This is a genomic window from Pseudarthrobacter sp. IC2-21 (assembly GCF_034048115.1).
Lineage (GTDB): Bacteria > Actinomycetota > Actinomycetes > Actinomycetales > Micrococcaceae > Arthrobacter > Arthrobacter naphthalenicus.
Genome location: NZ_CP139145.1, coordinates 878,778 through 892,584, shown reverse-complemented (window position 1 = coordinate 892,584; position 13,807 = coordinate 878,778). Strand labels below are relative to the sequence as shown.

General features: G+C 64.9%; 11 protein-coding genes. 2 read left to right on the top strand and 9 right to left on the bottom strand.

Annotated features, from left to right (window positions below):
* From SBP01_RS04165 to SBP01_RS04155, 3 genes are all read right to left on the bottom strand, one after another.
* Positions 1–1,068 (bottom strand): ABC transporter permease, encoded by a 1,068-nt coding sequence (locus SBP01_RS04165; RefSeq protein ID WP_275214526.1) that lies wholly within the window; start codon positions 1,066–1,068, stop codon positions 1–3.
* Positions 1,069–1,132: 64 nt separating this feature from the next.
* Positions 1,133–2,128 carry a substrate-binding domain-containing protein gene (locus tag SBP01_RS04160; RefSeq protein ID WP_320537575.1) on the bottom strand — a complete coding sequence of 332 codons (996 nt, stop codon included), beginning with the start codon at positions 2,126–2,128 and terminating at the stop codon, positions 1,133–1,135.
* 148 nt (positions 2,129–2,276) lie between these two features.
* Positions 2,277–3,290, bottom strand: coding sequence for a LacI family DNA-binding transcriptional regulator (locus SBP01_RS04155; protein ID WP_320537574.1), 1,014 nt, complete (start codon positions 3,288–3,290; stop codon positions 2,277–2,279).
* Between the two features lie 147 nt (positions 3,291–3,437).
* Here SBP01_RS04155 and SBP01_RS04150 point away from each other — a divergent pair, with 147 nt between their 5' ends.
* On the top strand, positions 3,438–4,616 hold the full coding sequence (locus SBP01_RS04150; RefSeq protein ID WP_320537573.1) for a Gfo/Idh/MocA family oxidoreductase: 1,179 nt from the start codon (positions 3,438–3,440) through the stop codon (positions 4,614–4,616).
* Entirely contained in the window at positions 4,613–5,632 is a 1,020-nt protein-coding gene (locus tag SBP01_RS04145) for a sugar phosphate isomerase/epimerase (RefSeq protein ID WP_320537572.1), read from the top strand. The genes SBP01_RS04150 and SBP01_RS04145 overlap by 4 nt, the downstream gene beginning before the upstream one ends.
* 268 nt (positions 5,633–5,900) lie before the next feature.
* On the opposite strand, the gene SBP01_RS04140 is transcribed toward SBP01_RS04145, so the two are convergent.
* The 6 genes from SBP01_RS04140 to iolD all read right to left on the bottom strand — a co-directional run bounded on the left by SBP01_RS04140 (position 5,901) and on the right by iolD (position 13,800).
* The gene (locus SBP01_RS04140) at positions 5,901–7,367 is read right to left on the bottom strand and encodes a sugar porter family MFS transporter (protein WP_320537571.1); all 1,467 of its coding nucleotides are present in this window, start codon (positions 7,365–7,367) and stop codon (positions 5,901–5,903) included.
* On the bottom strand, positions 7,367–8,239 hold the full coding sequence (locus SBP01_RS04135; RefSeq protein WP_320537570.1) for a sugar phosphate isomerase/epimerase: 873 nt from the start codon (positions 8,237–8,239) through the stop codon (positions 7,367–7,369). The genes SBP01_RS04140 and SBP01_RS04135 overlap by 1 nt, the downstream gene beginning before the upstream one ends.
* An 88-nt stretch (positions 8,240–8,327) precedes the next feature.
* Positions 8,328–9,341 (bottom strand): Gfo/Idh/MocA family protein, encoded by a 1,014-nt coding sequence (locus SBP01_RS04130; RefSeq protein WP_275214533.1) that lies wholly within the window; start codon positions 9,339–9,341, stop codon positions 8,328–8,330.
* A 28-nt stretch (positions 9,342–9,369) separates the two neighbouring features.
* Positions 9,370–10,287 (bottom strand): sugar phosphate isomerase/epimerase family protein, encoded by a 918-nt coding sequence (locus SBP01_RS04125; protein WP_275214534.1) that lies wholly within the window; start codon positions 10,285–10,287, stop codon positions 9,370–9,372.
* Positions 10,288–10,315: 28 nt separating this feature from the next.
* Entirely contained in the window at positions 10,316–11,830 is a 1,515-nt protein-coding gene (locus tag SBP01_RS04120) for a CoA-acylating methylmalonate-semialdehyde dehydrogenase (RefSeq protein WP_320537568.1), read from the bottom strand.
* A gap of 41 nt (positions 11,831–11,871) precedes the next feature.
* Positions 11,872–13,800: a 3D-(3,5/4)-trihydroxycyclohexane-1,2-dione acylhydrolase (decyclizing) gene (gene iolD / locus SBP01_RS04115; RefSeq protein WP_320538281.1), complete on the bottom strand. Its 1,929-nt coding sequence runs from the start codon at positions 13,798–13,800 to the stop codon at positions 11,872–11,874.
* Positions 13,801–13,807 lie beyond the last annotated feature (7 nt).

Here is a 13,807-nt window from a genome sequence, read left to right as displayed (position 1 = left end):
TTACTTGAGTTCCGCGCGGCGCTTGACGATGAGGTTCACGATGGTGGCCAGCAGCAGCATCAGGCCCAGGAAGAACTTGAACCAGTCCGGGTTCCACTGCGCATACACGATGCCCTTGTTGGCCATGCCGAAGATAAACGCGCCGATCGCGCCGCCCACCGCCGAGCCGTAGCCGCCGGTCAGCAGGCAGCCGCCGATCACCGCGGCGATGATGTACAGGAACTCGTTGCCCACACCCTCCCCTGACTGCACCGCATCGAAGGCGAACAGGTTGTGCATGCCCAGGATCCAGCCGCAAAAACCCACTGCCATGAACAGGCCGATCTTGGTCTTGGTGACGGGGACACCGACAGCGCGGGCAGCATTCGCGTCGCCGCCGGCCGCGAAGATCCAGTTCCCCACCTTCGTGCGCAGCAGCACCCACGAGGCCACCGCGACCAGGATGATCCAGAAAAACACGGTGATCTTGACCTCGACGCCACCCACACTGATCGAGGAAGCAAACACCGCCCGGGCCGAGTCGAAACCGTCCAGCTTCGAAATCGACGGCGAAGACACCGAGCCGCCGATCAGCCGGGTCAGGGCCAGGTTCAACCCGGTCAGCATCAGGAACGTCGCCAGGGTCACGATGAAGCTGGGCAGCTTCGTCTTGATCAGGATCCAGCCGTTAATAAACCCGATCCCGAGCGAGACGACGAGCGCCAGGCCAACACCGACCCACGCATTCATCGAGAAATTCCAGCTAAACAGGGACGCCGTCAGAGCCGAGGAAATCACCGCGACGCCGGTCGAAAGGTCGAACTCGCCGCCGATCATCAGCAGCGATACCCCCACCGCCATGATCCCGATCGTGGAACTGCCATACAGGATGGTCGCCAACGCGTTCGGCTGGGTGAAGGTCTGGGACACCAACGCGAAGAAGATAAATAGAACCACAGCTCCTACGAGCGCGCCAACCTCAGGGCGGCCCAGGAGTTTTTGGAACGGGCTACGTTGCCCAATGCGCTCGTCACCACGTGTCCCGGCCGCTGGGGCCGGTGCCGGTGGCAGGGTTGCTGTATTTGCCATAGGAATAACTCCTTGTTGGTCGGGCTGTGCGGCGGTCATCCGCCGCACAGCCCGAGGCCTGGATCTAGCGGACGCCCTGCTGGGCGAATTTGAGAACGTTGGAGGCGTTTGCCTTGTCCACGATGGTGGGACCGGTCAGAACCGGCTGTCCGCCGCCAAGCTTGAACCCGCCGCGCTTGGCCTGCCAGAGAGAGTCAACGGACATGTAGCCCTGGAGCCACGGCTGCTGGTCAACCGTGAAGAGTACGGTTCCATCCACGATCTTCTGGGCAAGGTCGGCGTTGAGGTCGAAGCTGGCCACCTTTGCGGAGCTGCTGGCGTCCGTGACCGATTTGAGGAGGGTCAGCGTGATCGGGGCGCCGAGGCCGATGATCACATCGGCATCCTTCGCGGCCTGGAGCTTCGCCGTTGCCGTGGACTGGACCGAGGTCATGTCCTTGCCGTCAACGTAGAGGATCTCTGTGCCGGGCACCTTCGCCTTGACACCTGCACAGCGTGCTTCAAGGCCCACGTGGCCCTGCTGCTGGATAACGCAGACGGGGTGCTTGAAGCCCTGCTCCGCGAGCTTGCCGCCCACGGCCTGGCCTGCCAACTGCTCATTGGAACCGAAGTGGGTGAAGGCGCCAAGCTGCGCCGAGACGGACTCGCCCGCGTTGAGGCTCACTACGGGAATGCCTGCGTCGGTGGCCTTCTTCAGCACGTCCTTGAGGGCGTCCGGGGTGGCAAGGGTGACCGCGATGCCGTCAACCTTCTGGTCTATGGCCTGCTGGACAAGCTGCGCCTGCCGCCCTGCTTCGGGATCGCTGGTGTAGAGCAGCTCCACGTTGTCTTTCGAGGAAGCCTCCTCGGCGCCCTTGCGGACAATGTCCCAGAACGTATCGCCCGCCGCAGCGTGGGTGATGAGGGCCACCTTGATCCGGTCCGTGCTGGCGACCTGGCCGCCGCCGGCCGCGTTGCCGGTGTCGACGGCTTTGCCGCCCTGGCTGGAACAAGCACTGAGAGCCATCATCGGAACGACGGCCGCCACCAGGGCCGCCTTCCGCCACGAAAAGTTCTTCACGATTTATCTCCTTTGATCGGGGTTACGGCCCTGCAGCTCCGCAGGTGCTCAAAGCCCTCTACACCGATCATGGTGACTCAACTCACAGATGTCAATACTTTGTCCTGACATTAGGATGTTTGTACGTAATTTTACTTCCCGGGCACATTCACCGGGCGGGCCGGGATGTAGTGCCGCGGACCACCAGGCTCGGGTCAATCAGCCTCCGCTGCGGGCTGACCGAAGGGCCCGCAATGCGCTCCAGCAGCACTTTTGCCACCTCCACGCCCACCAGGTCGCTCCGGTTGTCCACGGAGGTCAGCTCCAGATAGCGTGACTTCGCCAGGACGGAGTTGTCGTAGCCGATTACGGAAATGTCCGCCGGAACTGCCCGGCCGCGGGCCTTGATGGCACCGAAGGCCCCCAAGGCCATCGTGTCGTTGGCGGCAAAGATCGCCGTGGTCTCCGGGTGGTGATCCAACAGCCAGCACGCAGAGGCGTAGCCATCCTCCTCCGAGGTACCACCCGAGTCCCCCGCGATCCGCAAATCAGCGCCGGAGTCCCGGGCCCTGGCTTCGAAGCCCGCCCTGCGATGGGCTGCGGCGCCGCCCGCCCCCGTGAGGTGTCCGATTTTCGTGTGCCCGAGCCCGAGTAAGTGTTCGGCCGCCAGGGCGCCGCCGGCGTCGTCGTCGTTGGTAATGAGGTCCACCTCGGCCGGCACGCCGTTCCGCCAGCCGGCCACAAGGGTGGGAACCCCGGTGCCGGTCAGCACGGTTCCAGCCGGCTCCGCTGCGATCACCAGCCCATCGACATGCATGGCCAGCAACCCGTCAGCCGCTTCCCTGATGCGATTTTCCCCCGGCCGGGAATCGGCAAGCATTACCTGGTAGCCGTGTTCCGTGAGTGCCGATTCCATCCCGCGAAGCAGGTCCACAAACCAAAGGTTCCGGTAATCGTCGATGACCAGGCCGATGCTTTTGGTCCTGTTACTCGCCAGGGCGGTGGCGGCCCTGCTGGGCCGGTAGCCGAGCTCAGCTATGGCGCTGCGCACGGCCGCGCGGCGCTTCTCACTCACCCTGTCCGGATTCTGCAGCACCAATGACACCAACGACGGCGAAACACCCGCCAGCTTCGCCACGTCGTACAGCGTTGGGCGCCGAGCCTGGGCATTAGGGGGTGCCATCGCGGCCACCTTTCTGTTCTTCGTGAACCTCAAAGAATGATTGACAGGACATATAGACATGACTACGCTCGAGTCAGCCTACAAAATTGTAGCGCTACAAAAAGCCGTTGGACGTCCCGCCACGGCTGAATTTCAAAGGAGAAATCAATGGCTGAAAGCCTTGGCGTCGCAGTCATCGGCGCCGGAATGGCCGGCAAGGCCCATGCGGCGGCCTACCGGACAGCGTCCACCCTCTACAGCCCGGTCCTCCCCGAGGTGCGACTGGTCTCCATTGGTGACGTGAATGCCGAGTTCGGCTCGCTGGCTGCCCGCCGCTTTGGCTACGAGCGCCACGACACCTCCTGGCAGGCCATCGCTGAGGCTGACGACATCGACGTGGTCAGCGTGGTCATTGCGAACTCCCTGCACCGCGAAGTCGTGGAGGGCCTGCTGGCCGCCGGCAAGCACGTGTTGTGCGAGAAGCCGCTCAGTGATTCACTCGACGACGCCCGCGCCATGGCGGAGGCCGCCCGCAATGCCAGTTCCATTGCGCGCATCGGGTTCACCTTCCGCCGCACGCCGGGCATCGCCTATATCCGCGATCTCATCCGCACCGGTGTCCTGGGCAACGTCCTGCACTTCAGCGGCCGGTACTGGACCGACTACGGGTTCAGCCCGTCCGCACCCATGAGTTGGCGCTACAAGGGCGGCCCCGGCTCGGGTGCGCTGGCCGACGTCGGAAGCCACCTGGCATACGTTGCCGAGTTCCTCTGCGGGGACATCCAGTCAGTCACCGGTGGCCGGCTCAGCACAGTCATCGGCAAACGGCCCCTGCCGCTGGGTGCCGTCATGGGACACGATCATGCAGCCGTCAGCGACATTTTTGAGGCTGTGGAGAACGATGACTACGCAGCATTTTCCGCCGAGTTCGAAAACGGCGCGGGCAGCTTCGAGGTCTCCCGGGTTGCGGCCGGGCATGCCAACAGCCTGAACTTCGAAGTGTTCTGCGAGAACGGAGCGGCCAAATTCGACCAGCGCCGCCCTGCTGAAATCCAACTGTTCCTCAACGACGGCTCCGGCAACGAAAACGGGTACCGCCAGGTCATCCTCGGTCCGGGCCACCCGTACATTTCCGGCGGCCTGGCCATGGATGCCCCTGAAGTGGGTTTCGGCCAGAACGACGCCTTTGGCTACCAGGCCCGCGCGTTCCTTGAGGAAGTGGCCGGCCTCAGCGAAGCCGAGTCGCTTCCCCGCTGCGCCACCTTCGACGAGGGCGTCCGCAACATGGAACTGCTGGGCGCCGTCAGCGAATCGGCCCTGAACCACGGGAAGAAGGTCACGCTATGAAACTCGGCGTCTACAACGCAATCCTGCACGACCGGCCGCTGCCCGAGGCCCTCAAGGTCATCGCGGACCTGGGCCTGACGGGCATCGAAATCAACACCGGCGGCTTCCTGCCCGCTGTCCACGTGCCCACCTTTGATGACATCCTCACCAGCGACGCCGCCCGGGACGACTACCTGGCTGTCTTCGAGGGGACGGGGGTTTCGATCGCCGGCCTGAACTGCAACGGCAACCCGCTGCACCCCAAGCGGGAGATCGGCGAAAAGCATGCCGAGGATATCCGCCGCTCCATCCGGCTGGCGCACCGGCTGGGACAGAACCGCGTGGTGACCATGTCCGGCCTGCCCGGCGGCGAGCCCGGTGCGACCGTGACCAACTGGGTGGTCAACGCGTGGAATTCCGCAGCGCTGGACGTATTGGACTACCAATGGGACGTGGCGGCGGAGTTTTGGAAGGAAACCGACCGGCTCGCGGCGGACCACGGCGTCAAGGTTGCCCTTGAACTGCACCCGCAAAACATCGTCTTCAACACCGCGGACGTCTACAAGCTCATCGAGCTGACCGGCGCCACGCACGTGGGTGTGGAGCTGGATGCTTCGCACCTCTTCTGGCAGCAGATGGACCCGGTGGCGGTGGTCCGCGAACTCGGCCCACTGGTCTTCCAGGCGGCCGCCAAGGACGTCCGGGTCAACACGGCCAACGCCGCCCTCTACGGAGTGCTGGATAACAGCTTCCGCCGGCTGGCTCCGGACGAGAACCGCACCAACCTCGGCGGCGACGAGTGGGCCAACGAATGGCCCAAAAACTCTGCGTGGGACTTCGTGGCCCTGGGCCGCGGGCACAATACGGCCTTCTGGACCGAGTTCCTGCGCGCGCTGCACGAGGTGGACCCGAACATGCTGGTCAACATCGAACATGAGGATACGTCCCTCGGCCGGATCGAAGGGCTGCAGGTGGCAGCGAAGGTCCTGCTCGACGCTGACGCCGCACTTGCCGCGTCACTGAACCCGACGGCCTAGCCACACCCGGCCCGCAGCCCGACAGCAGGGGCGTCGCTTTCGCGGCGTCCCTGCTGTTGTGTCTCCTGAGCAGTCCCCCAACGCCTGTAGCACCGTCTCTCACTTAATGCGGGTTTTCCCGCATCCCTCTCTCACCAGTGAGAGAGGGATGCCGTTTTTCCTGCGTTAAGTGAGAGAGCGTCCTGGGCCCCCGCACCCGCTGGAGACAAAAACGCCCGACGCCGGCCGGCGTCGGGCGTTTTTGCGTCACCCTGGTTCTTGCGTCACCTTAGGCGGATACGCCGGAGCGCTGCTTGAACAGGTGCTCCAGCTCCTCCAGGGATTTGTCCTTGGTTTCCGGGACGACGCGCTTGACCCAGAGAATGGCACCCAGCTGCAGTCCCACGAAGATGAAGAACGTGGCCGAGACGCCGATCCACGAAACCATCTGCGGGAAGAAGAACCCGATCAGGAAGTTGATCATCCACAGCACAAAGACGCAGATGCCCATGGCGATGCCCCGGACGTGCATGGGGAAGATCTCCGACATGGTCAGCCAGGTGACGGTGCCGATGCAGCCCTGCATGGAAGCCAGGAACGTCACCATGAACAGCAGCACCAGGTAGCCGCGCAGCGTACTCTCCGGCAGCGCCATGGAGATGACAGCGATGGCCGTCAGGGACGACGCCGTGCCGCACAGTCCCACAATCAGCATGGGTTTGCGGGGCACTCGCGCCATCAGATACATGCCGACGACGACGGCGGCCACCGACGTGATGCCGTTGAGCACGTTGGCAATCAGGGCGCCCCGGTCACCGAATCCGGACGAAGACAGGATGGAGGTCCCGTAGTACATGATGGCGTTGACGCCGCTGATCTGGTTGATGATGGCCATGCCGAGGCCCACCACGAAGATCCTGCGGATCCACGGAACGGTGAGGTCCTTGAATGTGCCCATCTTGGCCTGGTAATCCTCGCGGGCTGCCTGCCGGACCTCGTCGAACTCCGCTGAGACGTCGCCGGCGGCGCGGGTGGAACGCAGTACTTCCAGCACTGCCCCGAAGCGGCCGGCCGAGGCCAGCCAGCGCGGGCTCTCCGGCAGCACCAGCATCCCGAACCACAGGATGACGGCAGGGAGTGTGGCGATCACCAGCATCCAGCGCCAGACGTGGGTTTCGTCGGGAAAGAGGTTGCCCAGTACTGCGTTGAAGGTGAAGGCGAGGAACTGGCCGGTGACGATCATCAGTTCGTTTTGGGTGACGATGCGGCCGCGCTGGGCCGCCGGCGACATTTCCGCGAGGTACACCGGGACAATCACGGACGCGCCGCCCACCGCGAGGCCCAGCAGGGTCCGGGCCGCAATGAGCAGTTCGGTGCTTGGTGAGACGGTGCAGGCGATGGTGGCCACAATGAAGATCAGGGCCAGGCCCATGATGGTTCTGCGTCTGCCGAAGCGGTCGGAGAGCCGGCCTGCGCTGATGGCGCCGAAGGCTGCGCCGAACAGGAGGGTGGAGGTGACCAGTCCTTCGGTCAGCGGCGTCAATCCCAGGTCCCGCTGCATGAACGGCAGGGCGCCGTTGATCACCCCCGTGTCATAGCCGAAGAGCAGTCCGCCGAAGGTGGAGAAGAGTGCCACCTTCCGCATGAACTTTTTCGGGTTGGCGGGCCTGGCCGGCTGGTTCTGTTTGGAGCTGCCGGCGGCGTCGGCTTGGACTGTGCCGGGATTCGTCAGGGTTTGCTTCGCGTCGCCCGCCACTACTTGACCTTGTCGATGTACTGGCCCATCGTCTCGAGCTGGTAGCGGGAGACCTCCTCGGCGTTGTCGTCCTCGGCGAAGACGCTGGAAACCATCACGGTGTTGTCCTTGTCCAGGAAGCCGATCTCCCTCAGCCCGCCAAAGAACTCGTCCCAGTTGACGTCGCCGTCGCCGATTTTCAGGTGCTGGTGGACGCGCACGGCGTTTCCGGGCGGGTTGGTGATGTAGCGGAGCCCGTGCGAGGCGTGGTGGTCCATCGTGTCAGAGACGTGGACCAGGCGGAGTCTGTCCCCGGCGGCCCGCATGATCTCCAGCGGCTTATTGCCCATGTGGAAGGTGTGCGAGGCCACGTAGACCATGCCGATGTTGGGCGAGTTGACGCCCCTGATCACGCGGATGGCGGCCAGGCCGTCTTCGACGAAGTCGTCCGGGTGCGGGTCGATCAGGACGTCCATTCCTTCACGCTCGATGATCGGCAGCAGTTCCTCCATGGAGCGGTAGAAGGCGCGCTCGGACTCTTCGGCTTTCTCGGGCCGGCCGCTGAATTCGGTGTTCATGGTGCTGACGCCGAGGTCCACGGCAATCTGGATGGCACGCTTCCAGTAGCGCACGGCCGCCTCGCGGGCATCCTCATCCGGGCCGGACCAGCGCAGGACCGGAAGAACCGAGGCGATCTCCACACCGGCGTCCTTGCAGGCCTTGTTCAGCTGGACCACCAGTTCATCGTCGGCCTTGGGGTGGTTGTAGAACGGGATCATATCTGCGTGCGGGGTCAGCTGCAGGTACTTGTAGCCAAGGTCGGCGGCCACGCGCGGAAATTCCAGCAGGCTGTGGCTGTGGTGGAACGGGGTGGGGTCCAGGGCGATTTTCATGGTCACTCCTTTGTGGTTCGGAAAACTTCGGTGCTGAATGCAGGGGCGGCCTGCCAGGCTGCTGCCGGCAGGCCGCCCCTGGTTTCAGCTAGCTGTAGAGGTCCGGCTTGGTGTTGAGCTGGACCTTGACCTTCTCGCCTGACTTCTGGGCCTCCACACCGGCTTCGCAGCAGGCCGCGGTGGCGTAGCCGTCCCAGGCGTTGGGGCCGCCGATTTCACCGCGGAGCGCGGCGTCCGCCCAGGCCTGGACCTCGACGTCGTAGGCCGCGCCGAAGCGCTCCTCGAACCCGGGAGTGACGTTGCCGCCCCATTTGCCGGCGGACTGGACGTACGGTCCGCTGTCCCCGCCGATGCTGACAATGCCGTCCTCGAACGACGCCTGCGTGGCCACCTGGTAGCCGAACTTGGCGTTGACATAGATCTCGACGTCGGCCAGGACACCGGATTCGGTTTCCAGCAGGACGTGCTGGGGGTCGTGCTGGCCGTTGGGGGCGTTGCGGGTCGGCTTGCCAAGACGGACCTGGACCGAGGTGATTTCCTCACCGGTGAAGTAGCGGATCGCGTCGAACTCGTGGACCACGGAGTCGTTGATGAGCATCTCGTTGGTGAAGCCCTCGGGGGTGCTGGGGTTGCGGTGCTGGTGGTGCAGCATCAGCAGCTCCCCCAGTTCGCTGGTACGGATGATCGAGCCCAGTGCCGCGTACTCGGCGTCGAAGCGGCGCATGAAGCCGACTTGGATGCGCTTACGGCCGGCAGCGACCTCGGCCTGGACCACCTTCCACGCACTCTCCGCATCCGGCGTCAGCGGCTTCTCACAGAGAATCGGGAAGTCCTTCTCCAGTGCTTTGTACAGGATTTCCTCGTGCAGGAAACCCGGGGTGGCGATCAGCACGGCGTTCACGTCACCGTTGTTCAGCGCTTCGTCGGCGCTTGCCAGCGCCACGGCGCCGTCGATCCCTTCGATGGCGGCCTGTGCCCGCGCAAGATCAACGTCGACGACGGCGGCTACTTCAGCGCCGTGGATGCGCGTGCTGAGGCGCTTGATGTGGTCCGCACCCATGCGGCCGGCGCCGATAACGGCTACGCGGAGAGTCTTGGTCACTGTTCTGTCCTTCGTGAGTTCGGTTGAGTTACTGGACGCGGGTGCGGGAACCGCAGGAGAGCAGGTAGTTGCGGGTGCGCTTGGCGATGGGCATCGGCACGTCGAAGGCGACCGGGTACATGTCCTGCTCCACGATGCCGAAGATCGGACGGTTGAGCGCCTCGACGGCTTCGATGACGGCCCGGAGGTCCGGCAGTCCGTTGGGCGGCTCGGTCATCACGCCGGCGAGGTTCGCCGCAGCCCAGGTCATGTTTTCCGCGTTGACCTTTTTGAGGACGTCCGGGTTGATCTGCTTCAGGTGCAGGTAGCCGATGCGGTCCGGGTAGTTTTTGATCAGTTCCAGGCTGGAGGCCCCGCAGTATTCGGCGTGGCCGGTGTCCAGGCACAGGTTCAGGTACGTCGGGTCCGTGGCGGCCAGCAGGGTTTCGATGTCCTGCTGCGCACCGACGTGCGAGTCCGCATGGGAATGGAACTGCTGCTTCAGGCCGAAGTCCTCCAGCAGGACCTTCCCCATGCGGTTGTGGCCCGCAAACAGGTCCGCCCAGCCTTTCTCCGTGAGCTCACCGCTTTCGACGGCCTCGCCGGTGACATCGTCACGCCACATCGCCGGGATGACCACGATGTGTTCGCCGCCCATGGCGGCCGTCAGTTCGGCAACCTTGCGGGCGGGCTCCCAGGCTTCGTCGTACTGTTCGGCGCCCCGGTGGAACGCGGTGAAGACCGTTCCGGCCGTGACCTTCAGGTCGCGGGCCTTGAGCTCTTCGGCAAGGCGGGAGGGATCAGTGGGCAGGTAGCCGTACGGGCCCAGTTCGATCCACTTGTACCCGGACTCCGCAACCTCGTCCAGGAAACGCTCCCACGGGGTCTGCCGGGGGTCGTCCGGAAACCAGACACCCCAGGAGTCGGGGGCGGTGCCGATGATCAGTTTGTTCTCGACGTCTGTCATGACAGCGTTGTCTTTCTGCAAGGAAGTGTCAGTTGGAAGGGAAGTTGTAGCTTGCGCCGGAGGCGTGGGTGGGTTCGGGCCAGCGGGAGGTGACCACCTTGCCGCGGGTGTAGAAGGACACGCCTTCGGGGCCGTAGATGTGTTTGTCGCCGAACAGTGAGGCCTTCCAGCCGCCGAAGGAGTGGTAGGCGACCGGGACGGGCAGGGGCACGTTGATGCCGATCATGCCCACCGTGACGGAGCGCTGGAACGTGCGGGCGTTGGCGCCGGAGGAGGTGAAGATGGCGGTGCCGTTGCCGTACGGGTTGGCGTTGATCAGGTTGATGCCGTCTTCGAGGGTGTCAACGCGGACCACGACGAGGACCGGTCCGAAGATTTCCTCGGTGTACGCAGTCATTTCCGTCTTGACGTGGTCCAGGACGGTGGGGCCCACCCAGAAGCCGTCCTCGTGGCCGGGGACGACGAGGTCGCGGCCGTCCACCACCATCGCGGCGCCTGCGGTTTCCGCCTCGGTGACGATCTTTACGATGCGTTCCTTGGACGCCGGGGTGATGACGGGGCCCATTTCGGCGCCGGGTGCGGTGCCGTTATTGACTTTGACGGCGAGGGCGCGTTCCTCGACCTTTTTGACGATCAGGTCTGCAGCATCGCCGACGGCGACCGCCACGGAGATGGCCATGCAGCGTTCCCCGGCGGAACCGAAGGCGGCGGCGGCGAGGTGGTCGGCGGCGTTGTCCAGGTCGGCGTCGGGCATCACGATGGCGTGGTTCTTCGCCCCGCCGAGGGCCTGGACGCGTTTGCCGTGCTTGGTGGCGGTTTCGTGGACGTACTGGGCGATCGGGGTGGAGCCGACGAAGGAGATGCCGTCGACGTCCGGGTGGGTCAGGAGCCCGTCCACGGTTTCCTTGTCACCGTGCAGGACCTGGAACACGCCGTCGGGCAGGCCGGCTCGCTTCCACAGCTTGGCCAGCAGCATGGAGGCTGAAGGATCCCGCTCGGAGGGCTTGAGGATGAAGGCGTTGCCGGTGGCGATGGCCATTGGAGCCATCCACAGCGGCACCATCACGGGGAAGTTGAACGGCGTGATACCGGCGACGACGCCGAGCGGTTCGCGGAAGGAGAAGACGTCGATGCCGGTGGAGACCTGGTCCGAGTAGTCGCCCTTGAGCAGCTGCGGGATGCCGCAGGCGAACTCGATGACTTCCAGGCCGCGGCCGATTTCGCCCTTGGCGTCGGAGAGGACCTTGCCGTGCTCGGCCGTGATCAGTTCGGCAAGATCATCCACGTGCGCGGCGACGAGCTCGCGGAACTTGAACAGCACCGCGGTGCGCTTGGCCAGGGAAATGTCGCCCCAGCTGTCGGCTGCCTTGCGGGCCGCGGCCACGGTGGCATCCAGGTCGGCCCGGTTGGCCAGGCGGAGTTCACCGGACACGGCGCCGGTGGCCGGGTTGTACACCGGCTGGGTACGGGCGCCCTCGCCGGCGGATTCGGCGCCGTTGATGAAGTGGTTGATGGTGGTGGTCTCAGTGGAGATGGCAGTCATGGGACTCTTCCTTGAGTGGTCGAAGGATGAAGTGAAGGGCTTTAGCCGAGCAGCTTGCGCTGACGCTTCTTGTGGTCGGTGTAGGTCTGGTAAGCCTGCCTCGTCGAGTCGAGGACCGAGACCTGCGAGACGGGCACGTCCCACCAGGATTCGGAGCTCGGCGCGTCCAGCAGCGGGTCGGATTCGACGTGGATAAGGATGGGACCGCCCCGCTCCGGGGCCGCCTTGGCGTCGCGGATGGCCTGCTCGAGTTCGGCGATGACCTTCTCCCCCGGCTCGATCCGGATGACCTTCACGCCCAGGGATTCGGCGTTCAGTGCCAGGTCCACGGGCAGGGTTTCGCCTTCGTCGAAGCTGTGTTGCTCCTCGTTCAGGGCCCGGTACTGGGTCCCGAACCGCTGCGAACCCAGCATCTCGGACAGGGAGCCGATGGAGGCGTAACCGTGGTTCTGGATCAGGACCACAATGAGTTTGATGCGTTCGGCGACGGCGGTGACCAGTTCAGTGTGCATCATCAGGTAGGAGCCGTCCCCCACCATGACGACGACGTCGCGCTGCTCGCCGCCGCGTGCGGCTTCGGCCAGCGCAGCGCGTTTGACGCCGAGTCCGCCGGGGATTTCGTAGCCCATGCAGGAGTAGGCGTATTCCACGTGGTAGCCGAACGGGTCACGCACGCGCCACATCTTGTGCAGGTCACCGGGCAGCGATCCGGCGGCACAGATCACGACGTCGGCGGCGTCCATGGCCCGGGACGTGGCGCCGATGATTTCGTTCTGCGCCGGCAACGGGGTGTAGCGGGTATCGAAGGCCTCGTCCACGGTGGCATCCCAGCGCTTCTTCTCGGCCGCGATCTGCTGCTCGAGGTCTGCTCCCACCCGGTAACCGCCCAGGGCTGCGTTGAGTTTGACCAGGGCCTTGCGGGCATCGGCCACGATGGGCAGGGTGCTGCCGTGCTTGTACGCATCGATCGGCGCGACATTGATGTTGATGAAGCGCACGTCCGGGTTCTGGAACGCGGTCCGCGACGCGGTGGTGAAGTCCTCGTAGCGCGTGCCGATCCCGATGATCAGGTCCGCCTCGGCAGCAATGGCGTTCGCCGCCGTCGTGCCCGTGGAACCGATCGCACCGAGCGAGAACTGGTGGTCCCACGGCAGGACGCCGACACCGGCCTGAGTGTTGCCCACCGGGATGCCGGTCAGCTCCACAATCTTCGCGAGTTCGTCGTTGGCGTAGGCGTACAGAACGCCGCCGCCGGCGATGATCAGCGGACGCTTCGCGGCGCGGATGGCCTCAGCGGCGCGGCGGACGTCCTCGTCGTCGGCGTCGGGGCGGCGGATGCGCCACTCCCGTTCGGCCAGGAATTCCTCGGGGACGTCGAAGGCCTCGGCCTGGACGTCCTGGGGCAGCGAGATGGTCACCGCGCCCGTCTCGGCCGGGTCGGTCAGGACACGCAGGCCGTGATGGAACGCCGAGAACAGCTGCTCCGGCCGGGAGACCCTGTCAAAGAACTTGGACAGCGGCCGGAACGCGTCGTTGACGGTGATGTCATAGGCGTAGGGCTGCTCCAATTGCTGCAGCACGGGGTCCGCGGCCCGGGTGGCAAACGTGTCGGACGGCAGCAGCAACACCGGCAAACGGTTCGTCGTCGCCAGCGCAGCACCGGTCAGCAGGTTGGAGGAACCCGGTCCGATCGAGGTGCTGATGGCGAAGGTCTGCCGGCGGCGGGTGTGCCGTGCGTAGCCCACGGCCTGGTGCGCCTGCGCCTGCTCGTTCCGGCCCTGGTAGTACGGCATGATGCTCGGGTCCTGCTGCTGGTACTGCTTCAGCGCCTGGCCGACGCCGGCCACGTTGCCGTGCCCGAAGATGCCGAACGTGCCGGGGATCAGGCGTTCCCGGTAGTCCACTCCGTTGATCGAGTCCACGGTGTACTGCTTGGACAAATACTCGACGACGGCCTGGGCCACCGTCATTCGGCGG